General features: G+C 60.3%; 23 protein-coding genes. 19 read left to right on the top strand and 4 right to left on the bottom strand.

Annotated elements, in window-relative coordinates:
- The 9 genes from FBZ99_RS02195 (at window position 1) to FBZ99_RS02155 (ending at window position 6,969) form a co-directional block, all read left to right on the top strand.
- The gene (locus FBZ99_RS02195) at window positions 1-1,359 is read left to right on the top strand and encodes a pyruvate dehydrogenase complex dihydrolipoamide acetyltransferase (protein WP_145631277.1); all 1,359 of its coding nucleotides are present in this window, start codon (window positions 1-3) and stop codon (window positions 1,357-1,359) included.
- Window positions 1,360-1,384: 25 nt separating this feature from the next.
- The gene (locus FBZ99_RS02190; RefSeq protein WP_145631275.1) at window positions 1,385-2,026 is read left to right on the top strand and encodes an SGNH/GDSL hydrolase family protein; all 642 of its coding nucleotides are present in this window, start codon (window positions 1,385-1,387) and stop codon (window positions 2,024-2,026) included.
- 52 nt (window positions 2,027-2,078) lie between these two features.
- The gene (lpdA, locus tag FBZ99_RS02185; RefSeq protein WP_145631273.1) at window positions 2,079-3,524 is read left to right on the top strand and encodes a dihydrolipoyl dehydrogenase; all 1,446 of its coding nucleotides are present in this window, start codon (window positions 2,079-2,081) and stop codon (window positions 3,522-3,524) included.
- Between the two features lie 55 nt (window positions 3,525-3,579).
- Window positions 3,580-3,834 carry a GlsB/YeaQ/YmgE family stress response membrane protein gene (locus FBZ99_RS02180; protein WP_069612110.1) on the top strand — a complete coding sequence of 85 codons (255 nt, stop codon included), beginning with the start codon at window positions 3,580-3,582 and terminating at the stop codon, window positions 3,832-3,834.
- 69 nt (window positions 3,835-3,903) lie between these two features.
- The gene (locus tag FBZ99_RS02175; RefSeq protein WP_037201967.1) at window positions 3,904-4,152 is read left to right on the top strand and encodes a GlsB/YeaQ/YmgE family stress response membrane protein; all 249 of its coding nucleotides are present in this window, start codon (window positions 3,904-3,906) and stop codon (window positions 4,150-4,152) included.
- 36 nt (window positions 4,153-4,188) lie between these two features.
- Window positions 4,189-5,160, top strand: a complete 972-nt coding sequence (gene lipA, locus FBZ99_RS02170; protein ID WP_113333730.1) for a lipoyl synthase — start codon at window positions 4,189-4,191, stop codon at window positions 5,158-5,160.
- Between the two features lie 154 nt (window positions 5,161-5,314).
- A complete protein-coding gene (locus tag FBZ99_RS02165; protein ID WP_145631270.1) occupies window positions 5,315-5,908 on the top strand; it encodes an AAA family ATPase in 594 nt (197 codons plus the stop codon).
- Between the two features lie 23 nt (window positions 5,909-5,931).
- Window positions 5,932-6,513, top strand: a complete 582-nt coding sequence (locus tag FBZ99_RS02160) for an AAA family ATPase (protein WP_442966437.1) — start codon at window positions 5,932-5,934, stop codon at window positions 6,511-6,513.
- A gap of 9 nt (window positions 6,514-6,522) precedes the next feature.
- Complete coding sequence (locus FBZ99_RS02155; protein ID WP_113333733.1) at window positions 6,523-6,969, top strand: type II toxin-antitoxin system RatA family toxin; 447 nt, start codon at window positions 6,523-6,525, stop codon at window positions 6,967-6,969.
- A 12-nt stretch (window positions 6,970-6,981) separates the two neighbouring features.
- On the opposite strand, the gene FBZ99_RS02150 is transcribed toward FBZ99_RS02155, so the two are convergent.
- Entirely contained in the window at window positions 6,982-7,476 is a 495-nt protein-coding gene (locus FBZ99_RS02150) for a CinA family protein (RefSeq protein WP_371864919.1), read from the bottom strand.
- On the bottom strand, window positions 7,476-8,696 hold the full coding sequence (locus FBZ99_RS02145) for a bifunctional 2-C-methyl-D-erythritol 4-phosphate cytidylyltransferase/2-C-methyl-D-erythritol 2,4-cyclodiphosphate synthase (RefSeq protein ID WP_113352682.1): 1,221 nt from the start codon (window positions 8,694-8,696) through the stop codon (window positions 7,476-7,478). The genes FBZ99_RS02150 and FBZ99_RS02145 overlap by 1 nt, the downstream gene beginning before the upstream one ends.
- A 218-nt stretch (window positions 8,697-8,914) precedes the next feature.
- Here FBZ99_RS02145 and dusB point away from each other — a divergent pair, with 218 nt between their 5' ends.
- The 8 genes from dusB to hflX all read left to right on the top strand — a co-directional run bounded on the left by dusB (window position 8,915) and on the right by hflX (window position 19,130).
- Window positions 8,915-9,943, top strand: a complete 1,029-nt coding sequence (dusB, locus tag FBZ99_RS02140) for a tRNA dihydrouridine synthase DusB (protein ID WP_113352577.1) — start codon at window positions 8,915-8,917, stop codon at window positions 9,941-9,943.
- Window positions 9,940-11,097: a two-component system sensor histidine kinase NtrB gene (locus tag FBZ99_RS02135; protein ID WP_113352576.1), complete on the top strand. Its 1,158-nt coding sequence runs from the start codon at window positions 9,940-9,942 to the stop codon at window positions 11,095-11,097. Before dusB ends, FBZ99_RS02135 begins: the two co-directional genes overlap by 4 nt.
- Window positions 11,094-12,545: a nitrogen regulation protein NR(I) gene (gene ntrC / locus FBZ99_RS02130; RefSeq protein WP_113352575.1), complete on the top strand. Its 1,452-nt coding sequence runs from the start codon at window positions 11,094-11,096 to the stop codon at window positions 12,543-12,545. The genes FBZ99_RS02135 and ntrC overlap by 4 nt, the downstream gene beginning before the upstream one ends.
- 281 nt (window positions 12,546-12,826) lie before the next feature.
- Window positions 12,827-15,100 (top strand): sensor histidine kinase NtrY-like, encoded by a 2,274-nt coding sequence (locus FBZ99_RS02125; protein WP_113352574.1) that lies wholly within the window; start codon window positions 12,827-12,829, stop codon window positions 15,098-15,100.
- Complete coding sequence (gene ntrX, locus FBZ99_RS02120; protein ID WP_113352573.1) at window positions 15,090-16,454, top strand: nitrogen assimilation response regulator NtrX; 1,365 nt, start codon at window positions 15,090-15,092, stop codon at window positions 16,452-16,454. The genes FBZ99_RS02125 and ntrX overlap by 11 nt, the downstream gene beginning before the upstream one ends.
- A 49-nt stretch (window positions 16,455-16,503) precedes the next feature.
- Window positions 16,504-17,367 carry a D-amino-acid transaminase gene (locus FBZ99_RS02115; RefSeq protein ID WP_113352572.1) on the top strand — a complete coding sequence of 288 codons (864 nt, stop codon included), beginning with the start codon at window positions 16,504-16,506 and terminating at the stop codon, window positions 17,365-17,367.
- Between the two features lie 107 nt (window positions 17,368-17,474).
- The gene (hfq, locus tag FBZ99_RS02110; protein WP_003539403.1) at window positions 17,475-17,717 is read left to right on the top strand and encodes an RNA chaperone Hfq; all 243 of its coding nucleotides are present in this window, start codon (window positions 17,475-17,477) and stop codon (window positions 17,715-17,717) included.
- 78 nt (window positions 17,718-17,795) lie between these two features.
- Complete coding sequence (gene hflX, locus FBZ99_RS02105; RefSeq protein WP_145631266.1) at window positions 17,796-19,130, top strand: GTPase HflX; 1,335 nt, start codon at window positions 17,796-17,798, stop codon at window positions 19,128-19,130.
- A 7-nt stretch (window positions 19,131-19,137) separates the two neighbouring features.
- Here hflX and mazG read toward each other — a convergent pair whose 3' ends face one another.
- Together mazG and FBZ99_RS02095 are read right to left on the bottom strand one after the other, a co-directional pair.
- The gene (mazG, locus tag FBZ99_RS02100; protein WP_145631264.1) at window positions 19,138-19,986 is read right to left on the bottom strand and encodes a nucleoside triphosphate pyrophosphohydrolase; all 849 of its coding nucleotides are present in this window, start codon (window positions 19,984-19,986) and stop codon (window positions 19,138-19,140) included.
- Window positions 19,987-20,008: 22 nt separating this feature from the next.
- Window positions 20,009-20,596 carry a deaminase gene (locus FBZ99_RS02095; protein WP_145631262.1) on the bottom strand — a complete coding sequence of 196 codons (588 nt, stop codon included), beginning with the start codon at window positions 20,594-20,596 and terminating at the stop codon, window positions 20,009-20,011.
- Window positions 20,597-20,891: 295 nt separating this feature from the next.
- Here FBZ99_RS02095 and cysG point away from each other — a divergent pair, with 295 nt between their 5' ends.
- Entirely contained in the window at window positions 20,892-22,328 is a 1,437-nt protein-coding gene (gene cysG / locus FBZ99_RS02090; RefSeq protein WP_145631260.1) for a siroheme synthase CysG, read from the top strand.
- Window positions 22,329-22,331: 3 nt separating this feature from the next.
- A complete protein-coding gene (locus FBZ99_RS02085) occupies window positions 22,332-22,646 on the top strand; it encodes a DUF2849 domain-containing protein (RefSeq protein WP_095434838.1) in 315 nt (104 codons plus the stop codon).
- Window positions 22,647-22,652 lie beyond the last annotated feature (6 nt).

Below are 22,652 nucleotides of genomic sequence, written 5' to 3'. Positions count from 1 at the left end.
ATGCCTATCAACATCACCATGCCTGCCCTCTCGCCGACCATGGAAGAGGGCAACCTCGCCAAGTGGCTGGTCAAGGAAGGCGACAAGATCAAGTCCGGCGATGTCATCGCCGAGATCGAGACTGACAAGGCAACGATGGAAGTCGAGGCTGTCGATGAGGGCACCGTCGCCAAGATCGTCGTTCCTGCCGGCACCGAAGGCGTCAAGGTCAATGCCCTGATCGCCGTGCTGGCCGCCGATGGCGAGGATGTCGCCGCTGCTGCGTCTGGCGCTGGCGCCGCTGCTGCTCCGGCTGCGAAGGAAGCTCCGAAGGCGGAAGCAGCACCTGCTGCGGCCCCGGCTTCGGCAAGCGTTTCTGCTCCTGCCGCACCCGCCCCGGCTCCCGCTGCATCGGCTGCGGCAGCGAACGACGGTCATCGCACCTTCGCTTCGCCGCTCGCTCGCCGTCTTGCCAAGGAAGCCGGCATCGATGTGACCGCAGTTTCCGGCACCGGCCCGCATGGTCGTGTGGTCAAGAAGGATATCGAAGCTGCCGTTTCCGGCGGCACGGCAAAGGCTGCTCCTGCTGCCGCACCGGCTGCACAGCCGGCCGCTGCTGCTCCGGCCGCTGCGAAGGGCATGTCCGACGATGCTGTGCTCAAGCTGTTCGAGCAGGGCTCCTACGAGCTCGTGCCGCATGACGGCATGCGCAAGACGATCGCCAAGCGCTTGCAGGAATCCAAGCAGACGATCCCGCACTTCTATGTCTCGGTCGATTGCGAACTCGACGCGCTGTTGGCGCTCCGTACGCAGCTCAATGATTCCGCTCCGAAGTCGAAGGACGGCGTGCCGGCCTACAAGCTCTCGGTCAACGACATGGTCATCAAGGCACTGGCGCTGGCACTGCGCGACGTTCCGGATGCCAACGTCTCCTGGACCGACAGCGCCATGGTTAAGCACAAGCATGCCGATGTCGGCGTAGCCGTCTCCATTCCGGGCGGCCTGATCACGCCGATCATTCGCAGCGCCGAGCAGAAGACGCTCTCCACCATCTCCAACGAGATGAAGGACTACGGCAAGCGCGCCAAGGAGCGCAAGCTGAAGCCCGAGGAGTATCAGGGCGGTACGACTGCGGTGTCGAACATGGGAATGATGGGCGTCAAGAACTTCGCCGCCGTCGTCAACCCGCCGCATGCGACCATTCTGGCTGTCGGCGCTGGCGAGCAGCGCGTCATCGTCAAGAAGGGCGAAATGGTAATTGCCAACGTGATGACCGTCACGCTGTCGACCGACCACCGCGCCGTCGACGGTGCGCTCGGTGCCGAGCTTCTGGCAGCCTTCAAGGGCTACATCGAAAATCCGATGGGGATGCTCGTCTGAGCCTTGTTGTGACACGGAGGCATGAATGACCAAGACTGTTCTGTGTTACGGCGACTCGCTGACATGGGGCTACAGTGCCGAAACGGTTGGCCGTCATGCCTATGAAGATCGGTGGCCGAGTGTCTTGCAAAAGGCGCTCGGCAACCAAGTGCGCGTGATCCCGGAAGGATTGAACGGCCGCACGACGGCGTTCGACGATCATCTCGCCGATTGCGACCGCAATGGCGCGAGAATCCTGCCGACGATCCTGCAGACCCACAATCCGCTCGATCTCGTCATCATCATGCTCGGCACCAACGACATGAAGTCGGTTGTCGCCGGTTCGGCCTTTGCCGCTCTGCAGGGCATCAGCCGCTTGGTCCAGCTCGTGCGCAATCATGCCTGGGGGTTCGACTACGAGGTGCCCGATATCCTCATCGTCGCCCCGCCGGCAATCACCGAGACAGCCAATGCCGCTTTTGCGGCCAGTTTTCTGGGCGCGGTCAAGGAATCCAGCAAGCTGCCGACGCTCTACAGCGATCTGGCAGACGAACTGGGCTGTGGCTTTTTCGATGCCAATACGGTCGCCGTCACCACGCCGCTCGATGGCGTCCATCTCGATGCGGAAAACACCCGGGCGCTCGGTCGCGGCCTCGAGCCGATCGTGCGGATGATGCTCGGTCTCTAATAGATTTAAGGCGCCGGCTCCGATCCGCCGCCACGATTAAGGCAGGAAACACATGGCTGAGAATTACGACGTCATTATCATCGGCTCCGGTCCGGGCGGTTATGTCGCCGCCGTGCGCGCCGGCCAGCTTGGCCTGAAGACCGCGATCGTCGAGCGCGAGCACCTGGGCGGTATCTGCCTCAACTGGGGCTGCATACCCACAAAGGCGCTGCTCCGTTCGGCTGAAATTCTCGACCATTCCAACCATCTGAAGGACTACGGCCTTGTTCTCGAAGGCAAGGTGAGCGCGGATGTGAAGGCCGTGGTTGCGCGTTCGCGCGGCGTCTCTGCCCGTTTGAACACCGGCGTCGGTTTCCTCATGAAGAAGAACAAGGTCGACGTGATCTGGGGCGAAGCCAAGATCACCAAGCCCGGCGAAATCGTCGTCAGCAAGTCGACCAAGCCGGTCGTCGAGCCGCAGCATCCAGTGCCGAAGAACGTCAAGGGCGAAGGCACCTATACCGCCAAGCACATCATCGTTGCGACCGGTGCCCGTCCGCGTGCGCTGCCCGGCATCGAGCCGGACGGCAAGCTGATCTGGACCTATTTCGAAGCGCTGAAACCGGATTTCCTGCCCAAGTCGCTGCTCGTCATGGGCTCGGGCGCGATCGGCATCGAATTCGCGAGCTTCTATCGCTCCATGGGCGTCGACGTTACCGTCGTCGAAGTCATGCCGACGATCATGCCGGTTGAAGATGCCGAAATCTCCGGCATCGCTCGCAAGCAGCTCGAAAAGCGCGGCCTGAAGATCTTCACCAAGGCGAAGGTCACGAAAGTTGATAAGGCGGCCAACAGCATCACCGCCCATGTCGAAACCGAAGACGGCAAGGTGCAGCAGATCGTCGCCGATCGCATGATCTCCGCGGTTGGCGTTCAGGGCAATATCGAGAACCTCGGCCTCGAGGCGCTCGGCGTGAAGACCGATCGCGGCTGCGTCGTCATCGACGGCTACGGCCAGACCAACGTTCCCGGCATCTATGCCATCGGCGACGTTGCCGGCCCGCCGATGCTCGCCCACAAGGCCGAGCACGAGGGTGTCGTCTGCATTGAGAAGATCGCCGGTCTGCCGAATGTTCATCCGACCGACAAGGGCAAGGTTCCGGGCTGCACCTATTGCCAGCCGCAGGTTGCTTCCGTCGGCCTGACCGAAGCCAAGGCCAAGGAACTCGGCCGCGATATCCGCGTCGGCCGCTTCTCCTTCGTTGCCAACGGCAAGGCGATCGCGCTTGGTGAAGATCAGGGCCTCTGCAAGGTCATCTTCGACAGGAAGACCGGCGAACTGCTTGGTGCGCATATGGTCGGTGCAGAAGTGACCGAACTCATTCAAGGCTTCGTGGTCGCCATGAACCTCGAGACGACGGAAGAAGAGCTGATGCACACGATCTTCCCGCATCCGACCGTTTCGGAAACGATGAAGGAAGCCGTACTGGACGCCTACGGCCGGGTGCTGAACGCTTGATAATTTCCTGCCATGCCCTTTATCCAAGGGGTGGAAAACAGGAAGGGAAATCAACATGTCTATCACGGCGGAAGGTTGGATCGTCTTTCTTCTCATCGGCCTGGTCGCGGGTTTTCTCGCGAGCCTGATCGTTGGAGGAGGCGGGCTCATCAGTTGTCTGGTGAGCGGCGTGATCGGCGCTTTCGTGGGCGGTTTCCTGTTCCATTATTTCGGGATATCGCTCGGCATTGAAAATGCGCTTGTGGTGGAGATCATCCATGCCACGGTCGGCGCAATCATCGTGGTGCTCTTGGCGAGATTGATCGCCTAGAGCATCATCATTAAGACGCAAGGCGATGCCCGACGGAACTGTCCTGAAGGGCGCCCGAACGAGGGTTTGATGGAAAGCGTAGGTTGGCTGGGTCTGATCATCATCGGCGGTCTTGCGGGCTGGCTCGCGGGCAAGCTGATGGATGCGCGTTATGGCATCATCCTGAACATCATTCTCGGCATTGCCGGTTCGGTCGTGGCTGCGGCGCTGATGGTGGCCCTGCATGTCGGCGTTCCCGGCGGCCGGCTCGGCTTTTTCATCACCGGTTTCATCGGTGCATGCATTCTGATATTCCTCGCCAAATTCGCTCGGCGATGAAGGGCCGCATTTCAAGCGGCGGAAAGTAGACGTTCCATGGTCACGATTCTCGACACGATCAACCCGGACGCAAAGCGCGTGCGACACCCGGAAAAGGCGCATCGGCCGGATACGGAAGTCATGCGCAAGCCGGACTGGATCCGCGTGAAGGCGCCGACATCGAAGGGCTATGCCGAAACCCGCTCGATCGTGAAGGAGCACAAGCTCGTCACGGTGTGCGAAGAGGCCGGCTGCCCGAATATCGGCGAGTGCTGGGATAAGAAGCACGCCACCTTCATGATCATGGGTGAGATCTGCACACGTGCCTGCGCCTTCTGCAATGTCGCGACCGGCAAGCCGAATGCGCTCGATATGGCCGAGCCGGAAAACGTCGCCAAGGCCGTCAAGCAGATGGGCCTTAGCCACGTGGTCATCACCTCCGTCGACCGCGACGATCTGGAAGACGGCGGCGCCGAGCACTTCGAGAAAGTCATCTGGGCGATCCGCGCCGCTTCGCCTTCGACCACGATCGAGATCCTGACGCCGGACTTTTTGAAGAAGCCGGGCGCTTTGGAGCGCGTCGTCGCCGCCAAGCCGGACGTCTTCAACCACAATCTAGAAACTGTGCCCGGCAACTACCTGACGGTTCGCCCTGGTGCTCGTTACTTCCATTCCGTCCGCCTGCTGCAGCGGGTCAAGGAACTGGACCCCACCATGTTCACCAAGTCCGGCATCATGGTCGGTCTCGGCGAGGAGCGGAATGAAGTGCTGCAGCTGATGGACGATCTGCGCACCGCTGACGTTGACTTCCTGACCATCGGCCAGTATCTGCAGCCGACGCGCAAGCATCATCAGGTCATGAGCTTCGTCACGCCGGAAGAGTTCAAGTCCTATGAGACGGTGGCCTACAGCAAGGGCTTCCTGATGGTCGCTTCCAGCCCGCTGACGCGCTCGTCCCATCATGCCGGCGATGATTTCGAGCGGCTGCGCGCTGCTCGCGAAAAGAAGCTGCTGCTGGCCGCCGAATAAGCCCGGCCGGATGAATTTGCCTTTGATCGAGCCGCGGCGAGTGCGCCGCGGTTTTTCGTTGTTCCGTCATTTATTTGTCATCGACGCGACCTAGGGAACACGCCGCCGTTTGTTACCGGTATTGGCACTTTCGATTCGATTATGGAGCTGGACCGTGGAGCAGATCGTCGCGCCGCATGCGCTCGTCCGTGCCGTCGATATCGATGAGGCGGCACGCATCTTCGAAAAAGCAGATCGTATTCTCATCATAGGGTGTTCCGGCACAGGCAAGAGCACGCTCGCGCAGGCCATCGCGTCGCTGCGTGGGTTGACCTATGTTTCGATGGATCGCGATATCTTCTGGCTGCCCGGCTGGAAATCGCGCCCGCGCCCGGAAGCCATCACGCTGATCGAACAGGCGGTTGCCGGACCGCGCTGGATCATGGACGGCAACAGCCCCGGAACCTTGCCCTTGCGGCTGCCGCGCACCGACCTCGTCATATGGCGACGCCCACCGCGATACATGGCACTCCGCGGAGTCATTTCGCGCTGGCTGCGCTACCACGGACGGTCTCGGCCCGAAATGGCGCCCGGATGCCCCGAGCGGCTGGATTGGAAATTCCTTCGTTATATCCGGACGTTCGAGCGAGAAGAAGCACCGCAGTTTCAGGAGATGCTGGCACGGTACGGCAGCCATGTGCCTGTTGTGACGTTGAAATCCTACAGCGACGGTGAGGAATTGCTGTCACGCTTTCGAAGCAAGATCTGAGAGGCTGTGTGATGGATCAAGTGATGAATCCTGCGTTGCGTAGCGAAGTGTACGATCTCGCTGAAGCAGCCGATCATATCCGCAGGGCGAACCGGATCCTTGTCATGGGCTGCTCCGGCGGAGGAAAGTCGACCCTCTCGCAGCAGATAGCCACTCGGTTCGGTCTTACTTATGTGTCGATCGATCGCGACGTTTTGTGGCTGCCGGGCTGGGTTCAGCGCGACAGGGACGAGCAGCGCGCCATCATCGTCACCAAGGTGCAGGGCGAGCGATGGATCATGGACGGGACCAATCCCTCGACATTCGACATACGCCTGCCGCGTACTGATTTGGTCATATGGGTGCGGATGCCTCGCTTACTATGCATCTGGGGTGCTATTTCTCGCTGGATCAAGTGGATGGGCCGCACGCGCCCGGAAATGGCACCGGGCTGCATCGAGAAAGTCGATTGGGAGTTTCTGCGCTTTATTTGGACATTTGAGGAAAAATTCACGCCTAGAGTCCTTGCCGGGCTTGCCGAGCACGGCCCCAATGTGCCGGTTTTACAGCTGAAATCCCGTGGTGAAATGCGTCAGCTTCTTGATCTTCTCTGTCGTCCTGCTTAATTGCGGCTCATGCCTCAGTTCGAAACCCATCGCCCCGTTCCGCATTCGCCCGACCAGATGTTCGACCTCGTCGCCGATGTGGAGCGTTATCCGGAATTCCTGCCGCTTTGTGACGCGCTCACGGTTCGCAGCCGCAAGGAACGGGACGGTAAGACCTTGCTCGTTGCCGATATGACGGTCGGGTATAAGGCCATCCGCGAGACGTTCACCACACAGGTGCTGCTGAACAAAGCGGATCGCGCGATCGACGTGAAATACATCGATGGACCGTTCAAGTATCTCGACAATCGCTGGCGCTTTCAGCCGGCGGAGAATGGCGGCAGCGTCATCGACTTCTTCATCGACTACGAGTTCAAGAGCCGTATTCTCGGTGCTTTGATGGGATCGATGTTCGATCGGGCCTTCCGCATGTTCACGGATGCCTTTGAGACGCGCGCGAACAAAATCTATGCTTGAAGCCGCTCCCGCTCATTGAGCGAGCGTGACAAGCATCTCCAATGCCGTCCGTAACGTGGCGAGCCGAACCTTGTCGCGGCCGATGTCGCTGTAGCGCATTTCACGATGGATGATCCTGCCGCTTCGCCCCTTGGCGGCCAGATGAACGAGCCCGACGGGCTTTTCCGCGGAGCCGCCGCCGGGACCGGCGATACCCGTGACCGCCACGGCAAAATCGGCTCGAGAGCGGAAGAGGGCGCCATGCACCATCTGCAGCGCCGTTTCCTTCGACACCGCACCGAATTGCGCCAGCGTCTGCTCCTGAACGCCGAGCATCTCCATCTTGGCGGTATTGGTGTATGTGACGAAGCCGCGATCGACCACGGCGGACGAACCTGGAATCTCGGTGAGAGCGCCAGCAATTAACCCGCCGGTGCAGGATTCTGCCGTCGCGACCATCCAGCCTTTTGCGGTGAAGTCAGCCACGATCTTTTGCGCAAGCGCGATAATCTCATCGGGAAAGTGCATTATGCCTTGCCTCCGCGATAGACGACGGTGGCTGTCGCAATGGCGGCGATGCCTTCGCGGCGGCCGACGAAGCCGATCTTCTCGTTTGTCGTTGCCTTGACCGAACACCGATCGATGCTGATGCCGAGGAATTCGGAAAGCTTGGCGCGCATGACGTCACGATGCGGCCCGAGCTTCGGCGCCTCGGCGATCAGCGAGACATCCGCATTCATGATAGTGCCGCCGCGTTCGCGCACGATCTTTGCCGCGTGCTCGATGAAGATGCGCGACGGTGCACCCTTCCATTGCGGATCGGAGGGCGGAAAATGATCGCCAATATCGCCGGCGCCGCAGGTGGCAAGAAGCGCGTCCGTCAGCGCGTGCAGGGCAACATCAGCGTCCGAATGCCCCTTCAGCTTCTGGTCATGCGGAATGAACACGCCACAGAGGGTAACGCCATCGCCAGGCCCCAGTTGATGGACATCATAGCCGTTGCCGGTGCGCACGTCCGGCAGCAGCGCGGCACTGAGCTTTTCATCGGCCATGGCAATATCCCTCTTGATTGTCAGCTTCACATTGTCGGCGCTGCCGATTACCAATGTCACCGGTAGGTTACACCATTCCGCGATTGCCGCATCGTCGGTGAAATCAATCTTGCCGTCGGCTTCGGCCTTTTCATGCGCGGCAAGAATATCGGCCAAGCGGAAGGATTGCGGCGTTTGGGCGGCATGAAGCCCGGCGCGAGGCACGGTGTCGACGACCAGTCCATCGGCATTGCCGCGCTTCAGCGTGTCGGTGACAGGCATGGCCGGCAGCACCGCTGGCGCGCCACCCGCGAGCACTACGGCCACTCGGTCGAGCAGATCATGATCGAAGAACGGGCGCACGGCATCGTGGATCATCACGTGTGTGACATCGCTATCTCTCAACGCGCGCAGCCCGGCAAGCACGGATTGCTGGCGAGTCGCCCCACCGAAGGCGATCTTGATCTCAGGCAGGCCTGAAACCTGCTTCAGCGCCGCGCCCAGCAGCCCCTCATCATCGCGGTGGATGACGACGACGATCTTTGATGCCTGCGGCCATGTCACGAATTTTTCAAGCGTATGCGCAATAACCGCTCTGCCGCCGATCGGGCGATATTGCTTGGGGCCTTCTTCCGGAGAGCCAGCCCGCTCGCCGCGCCCGGCGGCAACGATCACGATTCCCACCGACAGCGGTTGCTTTGAATGCATTTGCGTCATAAACCCCCGAAGGATGAAAGGCTCCGTCTGCGGCATGGCTTTGAAAAGCGTAGAGCTTTTGAATAAGCACATGCTAAATAGATCGCCAAAACGGGATCCTGCTCCAGCAGGGTCTATCGCCTCGACCGATTATTTTCCAGCATCTGCCCAAAAAATATCGGGATTCTTCGAAACCCCTTGGCAAACTTTCAAAGCGTGTCTAAAAATAGTGCAGATGTATGGTGTGCCCGAAAGATAATCATTTGCTTTCTTCCAAGCTTGCAGCTCCATTTTCCATCGGCTCCGTATCCATCCGGAATCGCGTGATCCTGGCGCCGATGTCGGGCGTGACCGATCTTCCTTTCCGGCAGCTGGCTTTACGCTATGGCGCCGGCCTGGTCGTCACGGAAATGGTCGCTAGTCGTGAGCTAGTTCAGGATACTGCCGAATCCTGGGCGCGTTTGAAGAGCGCCGGCTTGAAGCCGCATATGGTGCAGCTCGCGGGCCGTGAAGCGCGTTGGATGGCCGAGGCTGCAAAGATCGCCGCGGATAATGGCGCCGATATCATCGATATCAATATGGGATGTCCGGCCAAGAAGGTGATTGGCGGCTATTCCGGCTCGGCACTGATGCGTGACCCGGACCATGCGCTGACATTGATCGAAGCGACCGTAAGTGCGGTGGACATCCCCGTGACGCTGAAGATGCGGCTCGGCTGGGACGAGAATTCCATCAATGCGCCTTATATCGCGCGGCGCGCCGAAGAGGCCGGTGTTCAACTCGTCACCATTCATGGCCGCACGCGCATGCAGTTCTACGAGGGCAGGGCGGATTGGGATGCGATCCGCGCCGTGCGCGACGCGATCTCCATTCCGCTTGTCGCCAATGGCGATGTCGAAACGGTTGAGGACGCGCAGGAAATCCTACGTCGCTCCGGCGCTGACGCCGTCATGATCGGCCGTGGCTGCCAGGGCCGTCCATGGCATGCGGGTGTGCTGGCAGGGCATCGCGAGCCCAGCCGCGATGAGATCGTCGAGATCGCGCTCGAACATTATCGCATGATGCTGGAGTTCTATGGCGAGGCGGTCGGCATTCGCCATGCCCGCAAGCATCTCGCCTGGTATCTCGACCGCTATGCGCCGGCGACAATGGGCGCCGACAAGGCAAAGATCATGACGTCGAAAGAGAGCGGCGAGGTTGCTGTATCCTTCCGAGCCGCGCTGCAGGCAGGCGCTGATCTCGCTCACCGCATTCAGGAGGCTGCATGACTTCGAAATCCAGCTCCGGTGCCGGTGATAGCCCGGCCAACTCCGTGGCCATGGCCGTTCTCAATGCGATCCAGAACCCCGTCGTCATGGTCGACGAGGCCGGCCTCATTGCCTTTGCCAACTGGGAGGCGGAAGCCTTCTTCGGCGCCAGCGCATCGCATCTGTCGCGCTACAAGATCTCCAGCTTCATTCCCTTCGGCAGCCCTTTGCTGGCGCTGATCGATCAGGTGCGCGAACGCCGCGCACCAGTGAATGAATATCGCGTCGATCTGAGCTCGCCACGTCTCGGACAGGACAAGCTGGTCGATCTCTATGTTGCGCCGGTTTCCAGCGACCCCGGCTCTGTGGTGGTGGTGTTCCAGGAGCGCTCCATGGCCGACAAGATCGACCGGCAATTGACACATCGTGCCGCAGCCCGCTCGGTCACGGGCCTTGCCTCCATGCTGGCGCATGAGATCAAGAACCCGCTGTCAGGTATTCGCGGCGCCGCGCAGTTGCTCGAACAATCGGTCGAGGACGACGATCGCGCGCTAACGCGCCTCATTTGCGACGAGACGGACCGCATCGTCTCGCTGGTCGACCGTATGGAGGTTTTCTCCGATGAACGGCCCGTCGATCGCGTTCCCGTCAATATCCATTCCGTGCTCGATCATGTGAAGGCCGTCGCCAAGGCCGGCTTTGCCCGAAATATCAAGATTTCGGAGAATTACGACCCCTCTCTGCCGGCGGTTTTCGCAAACCGGGATCAGCTCGTGCAGGTCTTCCTCAATCTGGTGAAGAACGCCGCTGAAGCGGTGGGCGACCGTCAGGATGGCGAGATCATGCTGACGACGGCCTATCGCCCCGGCATTCGGCTTTCGGTTGCTGGCACGCGCGAGAAGATCTCGCTGCCGCTGGAATTCTGCGTCATCGACAATGGCCCGGGTGTACCGGCCGATCTCGTGCCGCATCTTTTCGATCCGTTCATCACCACCAAGACGAACGGAACCGGTCTCGGCCTTGCGCTGGTTGCCAAGATCATCGGCGACCACGGCGGCATCGTCGAATGCGACAGCCAGAACCATCGCACCACTTTCCGTGTTTTGATGCCTGCCTCCAAGGGCATCACCTCAGAAGATGCCCCACTTCCGAACTCTACAGGGACTACTCGATGACAGCCACGATCCTTGTCGCCGATGACGATGCGGCCATCCGCACCGTGCTCAACCAGGCTTTGAGCCGCGCGGGTTACGATGTACGCATCACATCGAACGCCGCCACGCTCTGGCGTTGGGTCTCCGCCGGCGAAGGCGACCTTGTCGTAACCGACGTCGTCATGCCCGACGAAAACGCATTCGATCTGCTGCCGCGCATCAAAAAGGCGAGGCCGGATTTGCCTGTTCTGGTCATGAGTGCGCAGAACACCTTCATGACGGCCATCAAGGCATCGGAGAAGGGCGCCTACGACTATCTTCCGAAGCCCTTCGACCTGACCGAGCTGATCGCGATCGTCGGTCGCGCGCTGTCGGAGCCGAAGCGCAAGCCGGCAAAAATCGATGACGACATGCAGGACGGTATGCCGCTCGTCGGCCGATCCGCCGCGATGCAGGAAATCTACCGCGTGCTCGCACGCCTGATGCAGACCGATTTGACGCTGATGATCACCGGCGAATCCGGTACCGGTAAGGAACTGGTAGCGCGTGCCCTGCATGATTACGGCAAGCGCCGTAACGGTCCCTTTGTGGCCATCAACATGGCGGCCATCCCGCGCGACCTGATCGAATCCGAACTGTTCGGCCACGAGAAGGGTGCCTTCACCGGCGCGCAGACCCGCTCGACGGGCCGCTTCGAGCAGGCAGAAGGCGGCACGCTGTTCCTCGACGAAATCGGCGATATGCCGATGGATGCGCAAACGCGCCTGCTGCGCGTGCTGCAGCAGGGCGAATATACCACCGTCGGCGGTCGCACCCCGATCCGCACTGACGTCCGCATCGTTGCCGCCACCAACAAGGACCTGAAGCAGGCGATCAACCAGGGCCTCTTCCGCGAGGATCTCTATTACCGCCTCAACGTCGTGCCGCTACGTCTGCCGCCGCTGCGCGATCGTGCCGAGGATATTCCCGATCTGGTGCGTCATTTCATCCAGCAGGCTGAGAAAGAGGGGCTTGGTTCCAAGCGTTTCGATCAGGAAGCGCTCGAACTCATGAAGGCCTATCCCTGGCCTGGCAACGTCCGCGAGCTGGAAAATCTTATCCGCCGGCTGATGGCGCTTTATCCGCAGGATGTCATTACCAAGGAGATCATCGAAGCGGAGCTGCGTGCCGACGTGCCCGACAGCCCGATCGAGAAAGGCCCGGTCCGCACCGGCTCCATGACCATTGCGCAGGCGGTGGAGGAGAACATGCGGACCTATTTCGCCAGTTTCGGTGAGAACCTGCCGCCGCCGGGCCTCTACGACCGCGTATTGACCGAAATGGAATACCCGTTGATTCTCGCCGCCTTGACCGCCACACGCGGCAATCAGATCAAGGCGGCCGATCTTTTGGGCCTCAACCGCAATACGCTGCGCAAAAAGATCAGAGAACTGGGTGTTTCGGTTTACAGAAGCTCCCGCACGGCTTGACAATGCAATCCCATGCGTTGCATTTTCGCCACAATGCGTTGCTTAAAGGTCACGCAGCAGATTCGTCGTTTTTGCGGTGGCGATTCATCTGGCCGCTCTTGTAGGAACAGGAGTTCGTCTGGTTTTTCAACATGTTGCAGAAGTGACGTGAAATAAAGGTTTCGCTTCAGCGCGAAACCGAACGACAGTTTCCGCCTCTGCCTGTCTCTCGCACCCGTGCCATAGCGCTGTGCGATTCGACCAGGGCGCCGACCGTCGCTCGGGCGTGGAGATTGATGGGAATGATGCAGGACGCGGTGTCGCCGGCGGCGAGCGACGAGACGGTTGTTAAGGTGACGGACCGTCGTGCTTCCTTTGCCCTACCTGGTCTGATCTTGGCCGGCGGTGCGCTTTTGTGCGCTATCGCGACCTTGTTGATGCTTCTCGGGTTGACCCCGATTGCCCCGACCTCCTCGGTCGTCTTCACCTCTGTCGTCATTAACGGCCTGTTCGTGCTGGGGCTGATTGCTCTGATCGCTCGTGAAGTGGCGCGGCTGATGAAGGCGCGCAGCCGTGGCCGTGCGGCAGCCCGCCTGCATATACGCATCGTCGTTCTTTTCTCGATCGTCGCGATCACGCCGGCGATCCTCGTCGCCATCGTTGCCAGCCTGACGCTCAATGTCGGTCTGGATCGCTGGTTCGGCGTGCGCACGCAGCAGATCATCAGCTCCTCGCAGAACGTCGCGCAGGCCTATTTGATGGAGAATGCGAGCTATCTTCAGGGCCAGACCGTCTCGATGGCGAACGATCTGGAACGGAATCGCTCGCTCTTCAACCTCGATCGCACCGGTTTTGCCGATCTGATGACCCGGCAGGCGCGGGGACGCGGCTTGCTGGGCGCCTTTCTGGTGCGGCGCGATGGCACCGCTATCGTCCAGGCCGATATCAAGACCGAACGCCCACTGCCGGCCATCCCGAAGGATGCGTTGGACTCTTCAGCCAATGGCCAGCCGACGCTCATCCCGCCCGGTGTGACCAACCTCGTCGGCGCGGTCATCAAGCTGGACGAGCTTCCGGGTTCGTTCCTCTACACCGTGCGCGCTGTCGACCCACGCGTCATGAATGCCATGCGTATGGTTGAAGACAACACCGTCGAATACAAGGCGATGGAAGCCGGCCGCATGTCGCTTCAGATTGCCTTCGCCGTCCTCTATATCGGCTTTGCTCTGATCGTGCTTTTGGCGGCAATCTGGACCGCGATTGCGATCGCTGACCGCATTGTGCGGCCGATCCGCCTTCTCATCAGCGCCGCAGACAATGTTGCCTCGGGCAACATGAACGTGCTGGTGCCGGTACGCTCGGCCGATGGCGATGTCGGCAGTCTCTCGCGCACCTTCAACAAGATGATTTCCGAAATTCGTACCCAGCGCGATGAGATTCTGGAAGCGAAGGATGAAGTCGACGATCGCCGCCGCTTCATTGAAGCCGTGCTTTCGGGTGTGACGGCAGCGGTGATCGGCGTCGAGCATGATCGGCGTATCACCATCGTCAACACCTCCGCCGAAGATCTGCTGACGCTCAAAAGCGACGAACTAATCGGCAAGAACTTGTCGGAGATCGCCCCCGAGGTCGAGCAGGTCGTTACCGAGGCGACAACGCGCCATCGCAGCGATTTCCGCAAGCAGATCAGTCTTGTTCGCGGCGGAACGGTACGCACGCTTAGTGTTCAGGTGACGCGCGAGGAATCGCGTGACGCCAATGAATCCTATGTCATCACACTCGATGACATTACCGATCTTGTCATAGCGCAGCGTTCGACCGCCTGGGCTGATGTAGCGCGTCGCATTGCCCATGAGATCAAAAACCCGCTGACGCCCATTCAGCTGTCGGCCGAGCGCATCCGCCGCCGTTTCGGCAAGAATATCGCCGACGCCGACCGTCCCGTTTTCGACCAATGCACGGATACGATTATCCGGCAGGTGGGCGATATCGGCCGCATGGTCGACGAGTTCTCCTCCTTCGCCCGCATGCCGAAGCCGACAATGGAGCCGACCGATCTGCGCGATATTCTGCGCGACGCCGTGTTCCTGCGCGAAATGGGTAATACTCACGTCAAATTCGAGCGCGAGCTGGGCGACGAACGGCTCGAGGGCATGTTCGATGCGCGTATGCTCGGCCAGGCCTTCGGCAATCTCATCAAGAATGCCGTCGAGGCAATCGAAGGCGTGCCGAGCGACCAAGCGCGCGAACAGCCGAAAATCCTGGTGCGTTCGTCTCTGGACCCGGATCGCGACCGCTTCACGGTCGATGTCATCGACAATGGCCGCGGTCTGCCGGTCGAGAACCGGCACAGCATTCTCGAACCCTACATGACGATGCGCGAGAAGGGCACCGGCCTCGGCCTCGCCATCGTCAAGAAGATCATTGAAGACCATGGCGGGCAGATCGAACTCCACGACGCGCCGGCCGATTTCGACCAGGGCAGGGGGGCCATGATCCGCGTGCATCTGCCGCGCCGTGAGCAAGCCGCCGTCGCCCCGACAGCAAGTGACAAGGAAAGCGTCTATGGCATCTGACATTCTCGTAGTGGATGACGAGGAAGACATTCGCGAAATCGTTTCGGGAATTCTTTCGGATGAGGGTCACGAAACCCGCACTGCGCATGACAGCGACAGCGCGCTCGCCGCGATTTCCGATCGTGCGCCGCGGCTCATCTTCCTCGATATATGGATGCAGGGCAGCAAGCTCGATGGTCTGGCACTATTGGACGAGATCAAGGCGCGCCATCCCGAGCTGCCAGTCGTCATGATCTCCGGTCACGGCAATATCGAGACGGCCGTCTCCGCCATCAAGCGCGGCGCTTTCGATTTCATCGAAAAGCCGTTCAAGGCCGATCGCCTGATCCTGATCGCCGAGCGCGCGCTCGAAAATTCCAAGCTGAAGCGTGAGGTTTCCGAGTTGAAGCGCCGCACCGGCGACGCTGTGGAACTGATCGGCACCTCGGTCGCCGTTTCGCAGCTGCGCCAGACGATCGACAAGGTATCGCCGACCAACAGCCGCATCATGATCTTCGGCCCGTCAGGCTCCGGCAAGGAGCTCGTGGCCCGCATGATCCACAAGAAGTCGGCGCGTGCCAATGGTCCGTTCGTGGCGCTGAATGCCGCCACCATTACGCCGGAGCGCATGGAAATCGCCCTGTTCGGCACCGAAGGCTCGCCGGGCCAGGCGCGCAAGATCGGTGCCTTGGAGGAGGCTCATCGCGGCATTCTTTATCTCGACGAAGTGGGTGAAATGCCGCGCGAGACGCAGAATAAGATCCTGCGCGTCCTCGTCGACCAGCAGTTCGAGCGCGTCGGCGGTTCCAAGCGCGTCAAGGTGGATGTGCGCATCATCTCGTCTACCGCCTATAACCTCGAGAGCCGCATTGCCGAGGGGCTGTTCCGCGAAGATCTCTATCATCGCCTCGCCGTCGTGCCTGTGCGCGTGCCGGCTCTTGCCGAGCGCCGCGAAGATATCCCCTTCCTCGTCGATCAGCTGATGCGTCAGATTTCGGAACAGGCGGGCATCCGTCCGCGCCGCATCGGTGATGATGCCATGGCCGTGCTGCAGGCGCACGACTGGCCAGGCAATATCCGCCAGCTTCGCAACAATATCGAGCGGCTGATGATCCTGGCCCGCTCCGATGGGGCGGAAACGCCGATCACGGCGGAAATGCTGCCGACCGACCTTGGCGATATGCTGCCGAAGGTCTCCGCCAAGAACGATTATCACATCATGACATTACCGCTGCGCGAAGCCCGCGAAATGTTCGAGCGCGATTATCTCATCGCTCAGATCAACCGCTTCGGGGGCAATATCTCGCGCACGGCAGAATTTGTCGGCATGGAGCGCTCGGCGCTGCATCGCAAGCTGAAGTCGTTGGGCGTCTGATCAGCCGCCCGACATTTCAAACATCACAGAATTCGGATCAGGGGCTTCCATGCCGAGAATAGCTTATGTCAACGGTCGCTACGTCAAGCACAGCGATGCCATGGTGCATATTGAGGACCGCGGCTATCAGTTCGCCGATGGGGTCTACGAGGTTTGCGAGGTCCGCCATGGCGTGATTGTCGACCTGACGCGCCATCTCGATCGCCTAAACCGTTCGCTGAGCGAGCTACGAATCGCCTGGCCGATGACGCGTCAGGCATTGGTGCTGGTGATTCGCGAGACGCTGCGCCGCAACCATGTCCGCAATGGCCTGTTCTACCTGCAGGTCACGCGTGGCGTCGCCCGCCGCGATCACGTCTTTCCGCCGGCCGGCACGCCGTCCTCGATCGTCGTCACTGCCAAGAGCACCGATCAGTCCGTCATCGCCATGAAGAACGCCAACGGCATCAAGGCGATCACCGTTCGCGACAATCGCTGGGATCGGGTGGATATCAAGTCGGTCGGCCTACTCCCGAACGCCATGGCCCGCCAGCAGGCCAAGGAGGCCGGCGCCCAGGAGGCGATTTATATCGACCACAATGGCATGGTGAAGGAAGGTGCGGCCACCAACGTCTGGATCGTCGATCATGACGGAAATCTCGTTACTCGCCCCGCCGAGCACGGCATCCTGCGCGGCATCACCCGGACGACGCTAATGGACGTCGCAGCCAAGCTCGATGTGACGATCGTCGAGCGATTCTTCTCGGTCGAGGAGATGATGAAGGCCCGCGAAGTCTTCATCACCGCGGCGACAAGTATCTGTTTTCCGGTCGTTTCTATCGATGGAGAGACGATAGCGAACGGTCATCCGGGCAGCATGTCACAGAAAATTCGTGAAGCCTTTTTCGACGTTGCGGAAAAGACTGCGATTTGATACCAACATTCGCTGGGGGGAGAGAATGAGGGTATCTCCCGTCCGGGACCTCTGTATACCATGACATTCAACCGGCTCAGGTCGGCAAAAAAGAAAGAAGCGGCGCGATGGCGGAACGTTCTCAGAACTTGCAGGACTTGTTTCTCAATACTGTTCGCAAGCAAAAGATTTCACTCACAATTTTCTTGATTAACGGCGTGAAGCTCACAGGTGTCGTAACTTCATTCGACAATTTCTGTGTCTTGCTCCGCCGCGATGGCCATTCGCAGCTCGTGTACAAGCATGCGATCTCGACGATCATGCCGGGTCAGCCCATGCAGATGTTCGAGAGCGAAGAAGCCGCATCCTAACTGGGACTTGCCGTTATCACGACACGCGATACCAAAAATGATTCCCTCATCCCGGAAACCGTAAAACACCGGGATGATATGCGCGCTGTTGTCGTCGTCCCTGTGCTCAAACAGGCGCGTGCAACACGGACAGCTCAAGCCGACAATGCCATCTCTGTCACTCGACCGCCCGAAAGCCGGCTGGAAGAGGCCAAGGGCCTTGCGCTCGCCATCGACCTCGATGTCGTCAACGGCTCTATCGTTCCGATCAATGATCCGCGGCCGGCAACCCTGCTTGGGACCGGCAAAATCGAAGAGATTCGCGCGCTGCTCGACGAGTTCAATGCTGGGCTCGTCATCGTCGATCATCCTCTGACGCCGGTGCAGCAGCGCAATCTTGAAAAGGCATGGAACGCCAAGGTCATCGACCGTACCGGCCTCATCCTGGAAATCTTCGGCCGCCGCGCCTCCACCAAGGAAGGCACGCTGCAGGTCGAGCTGGCACATCTGAACTATCAGAAAGGCCGGCTGGTTCGAAGCTGGACCCACCTTGAACGCCAGCGCGGCGGTGCCGGTTTCATGGGCGGCCCGGGTGAAACCCAGATCGAAGCCGACCGGCGCATGCTGCAGGAGCGGATCATCCGGCTGGAGCGGGAACTGGAGCAGGTGGTTCGCACCCGCCAGCTTCATCGCGCCAAGCGAAAAAAGGTTCCACATCCGATCGTGGCTCTCGTTGGCTACACCAATGCCGGTAAATCGACGCTGTTCAACCGCATCACCGGCGCCGGCGTTCTGGCGGAAGACATGCTCTTTGCGACGCTCGATCCGACGTTGCGTCGCATGAAGCTGCCGCATGGCCGCACCGTTATCCTCTCAGATACCGTCGGTTTCATTTCTGACCTTCCGACTCACCTGGTGGCCGCCTTCCGCGCGACGCTGGAAGAGGTGCTGGAAGCCGACCTGATCCTGCATGTCCGCGATCTCTCCGATGACGACAATCAGGCCCAGAGCGCTGACGTCATGCGCATTCTCGGCGATCTCGGCATCGGCGAAGCTGAAGGCGCCAAGCGCATCCTCGAGGTCTGGAACAAGATCGACCGCCTGGAGCCGGAAGCGCATGACGCCATCGTCCAGAAGGCTTCGACAACAGAAAACGTCATTGCCGTCTCGGCGATATCAGGCGAGGGCGTCGATCGTTTGATGGACGAAATCAGCCGACGTCTTTCCGGCGTGTTGACGGAAACGACGATTACACTGCCGGTGGAAAAGCTGGCACTGCTGCCCTGGCTTTACAATCATGCTGTCGTCGACAACCGCGAGGATAATGAGGACGGGACGGTGACGCTCGATGTTCGCCTGACCGAGACCGAGGCGGCTGAATTGGAGCGGCGCATGGGCAACGGCCCGAAGCCGCAACGCGAAGACTGGGAATAGGTGGGCTTTACGCCGACTTGACGCCTGCCAGCTGCCGCTCGATGGCTTTTGCTGACTGCCAGATTTCTTCCATCCGCTCCAGCGAGGCGCCCTCCAGCGTCTCGCCTTCAGCTTCCAGCGTCGTTTCGATGTGATGGAAGCGGCGGCGGAACTTGGTGTTCGTGCCGCGCAGGGCTTGCTCCGGATCCGTGTTCACATGCCGGCCGATATTGACGACGGCGAAGATCAGATCGCCGAGTTCGTCGCTGACCTTGGCCTTGTCGCCGCTTGCAAGCGCTGCCCGCAATTCGCCGATCTCCTCCTCGATCTTGTCGAGGATCGGCTCCGGCGCCGACCAATCGAAGCCGACCTTGGCGGCGCGCTCCTGCAGTTTCAAGGCTTCGGTCAGAGCAGGGAAAGTCCGCTGCACCGAACCCAGGAAACCGGCCTTGAAATCTTCGGTGATGCCGCTCGTGGCGCGGCGTTCGGCGCGTTCCCGCTTCTCCTCGGCCTTGATCCGGTCCCATTGCAGCGTCACCGCGTCTTCGGTCTTGGCATCGGAGACGGCAAAGACATGCGGATGGCGGCGGATCATCTTGCGGGTGATGGCGTGCACCACATCGCCAAAGGAAAACGCGCCTGCCTCCTCGGCGATCCGGGAATGGAAAACGACCTGTAGCAAGAGATCGCCGAGTTCGTCGCAGAGATCGTCGTTATCCTTGCGCTCGATCGCATCCGCGACCTCGTAGGCCTCTTCGATCGTATAGGGCTTGATGGTCTCGAAGGTCTGGACGATGTCCCAAGGGCAACCGCTCTCCGGGTTTCGCAGCGCCGCCATGATGTCGATCAGACGGGAAATGTCTCGCGATGCTTCCATCGTTGCCTCGGGTTTTGCTCTGTCAGTTCAAAGGAATGTCGTTGCCGTTCTTAGAGGCTTGGTAGTTCTCGGAGAGATCGGCATAGGCTTGCTTGATGCGCGCGGTCTGCTCCTTCAACTCGCCCTTGCGCGGATCGGCTTCCGTCTCCACGAGGTCGGAGATTGCAAAGCTGTTCCAGAATGCGTTTTGGCGGCGATAGCCGCCTGGTTCCAAGCCGAAGACTTCCTTCAGGATCTTGAGATCGTGCGGGATCGCAAAGGCATCCCGTGAGTCCTCGTGGCTGAAGAAATAGTAGAAATTATCGAAGCCCGCCCAGGTGATCGCCGACATGCACATGGTGCAGGGCTCATGAGTCGACAGGAAGATCAAATCCTTGGTCGCGGGCTTCTCGCCGAGTTCGTAGAAGCGCTTGAGGGTGTGAATCTCGCCATGCCAGAGCGGATTTTCCAGTTCATTGTTGGTTTCCCCGATGACGAGCGAGAGATCGGACTTGCGCAGGATAGCCGCGCCGAAAACCTTGTTGCCGGCAGCGACGCCTCTGCGGGTCAGGGGCAGGATGTCATGCTCGACGACGTTGAGGAGGCGTGCAGCGATGCTATTGTCAGACAAGGGCTTTCTCCAACGATTTTCGCTGCAGTCTATAGGGGTTGCAAATGCGGCGGTATGCGTAAATAACTTAAAAACTGTGTTTGCCACAAGCAATAAAGCAGCTCGACAACGGGGTCGAGTCGTAAAAATCTATAGATTTTATAGGCTTATTGCAATCTGCTCGCCTGGTGAGTTTTGCTCAAATCCTTGTCAAGTCGAGCAAAAGAATACGCGCATGCATGGGCATTAGAATTTCTGTTTCTTCAATCTCTTGGCCGCAGGGGCGATATTCGCCAAATCTCGAAGTGGAATAGTGATGCCTCCCAGGACTGAACAGCTTTCGGTGTTCCCCGCTTTCTTCCGTGTGGAAGGAAGGGTAGCGGCTGTCTTCGGCAATGGCGATGAAGCTTTCGCCAAGGTGCGGCTGCTTTTGAACACGCAGGCGAAAGTCGTTGCCTTTGCGCAGGCGCCGGAGGCTGATTATCACGCTTTCCTCATCGCCAACCGCATCGAAACCATACGCGGCGATTTTTCATCCGATCAGGTCAAGGGCGCGACGCTCGTTTTTGCCGCCACCGGTGATGCCGAGGCTGATCGCGGTATCGTCGATGCTGCCCGCGCTGAGCGTATCCCGGCAAACGCCGTCGACCAGCCCGACTATTGCGATTTCTATACGCCCGCCCTGGTCAACCGCGCGCCCGTGGCCGTTGCCATTGGCACGGAAGGCGCCGGCCCTGTCCTCGCGCAGATGATCCGCGCGCAGATCGACCAGATGCTGTCGCCGTCGCTCGGCAAACTGGCGGAGCTCGCGACGCGCTTCCGTAAGCCGGTCGAGCGCTTCGTGCCGCGTGGCGTTGCTCGCCGCGTCTTCTGGCGGCAGTTCTTTTCCGGACCGGTCGCCGATGCCGTCAATGCCGGCCATGTCGCGCAGGCGGAGCGGGCGGCCGATGAGCTGCTGCGGTCGTCGCGTAAGGTCGAGGGCCGTATCTGGCTCGTCGGCGCCGGTCCCGGCGCCGAAGATCTGCTGACATTGCGCGCACAGCGCGTGATGATGGAGGCCGATGTCATCGTCTATGACGCGCTGGTGCCGCAGGCGATCATCGATATGGGACGTCGCGACGCCGAGCGCTTGTCGGTCGGCAAGCGCAAGGGATGCCATAGCAAGTCGCAGGAAGAGATCAACGATCTGCTGGTGCAGCTTGGCCGCGAAGGCAAGCGTGTCGTGCGCCTGAAATCGGGTGATCCGCTGGTTTACGGCCGTGCCGGCGAGGAAATGGCGGCTCTGCGCGCCGCCGGTATCGGCTATGAGATTGTTCCCGGCATCACCTCGGCCTTTGCCGCTGCTGCCGATTTCGAATTGCCGCTGACGCTGCGTGGTGTCGCCTCGTCGCTGGTCTTTACGACCGGTCACGATCTCACGGGCGATGTGCTGCCCGATTGGGCGAGCTTGGCCGTATCCGGCGCCACGATTGCGGTGTATATGGGACGCACGGTTGCCGCTTCCGTTGCCGGCCGCCTGATGCAAGCCGGCCTGCCGCCCGAGACGACCGTTGCCATCATCGAGAATGCGAGCCGGCGCGATCGCCGCCTGATGCACGGCATCCTGCGGGATCTGCCCGATCTCGAGCACCGCGATGAGCTGGGCGGGCCGGTCATGGTCATTATCGGCGATGCCGTCGCTGGTGCGAATTTTGAACAATCCAAGCCGCTGGTCCGTCGCGAGACCGCTGCTCAAGACTATGCAAGGAACTGATTGATGGTCGACAAGGTTCTGACCGCAAACCGGCTCACCGATGGCGTCGCCGTCTGGCTGAACGCTAACGGTGAGTGGGTGACATCGCTGCAGGAGGCGCTGGTCGCTCGTCATTCCGAAGCGGAAGCTGCACTGGAAGCGATCGGCAAGCAAGCCTATGCTGACAACAAGGTCGTCGACGTCAATCTGATCGACGTGCAGGAAACCGGCGGCAAGCTTTGGCCGCTGCGCCTGCGCGAGCGCATCCGCGCCGAAGGCCCCACCATGGAATATGCGCCGGGCTATGCCCCGGCCGATCCCGATTTCATTGCAGTCTGAGAAGTC

This window comes from Rhizobium sp. ERR 1071 (assembly GCF_007828675.1).
GTDB classification, from domain to species: domain Bacteria; phylum Pseudomonadota; class Alphaproteobacteria; order Rhizobiales; family Rhizobiaceae; genus Rhizobium; species Rhizobium dioscoreae.
The sequence above is the reverse complement of the archived record's forward strand: the minus strand, read 5'-3'. Positions and strand labels throughout refer to the sequence as shown.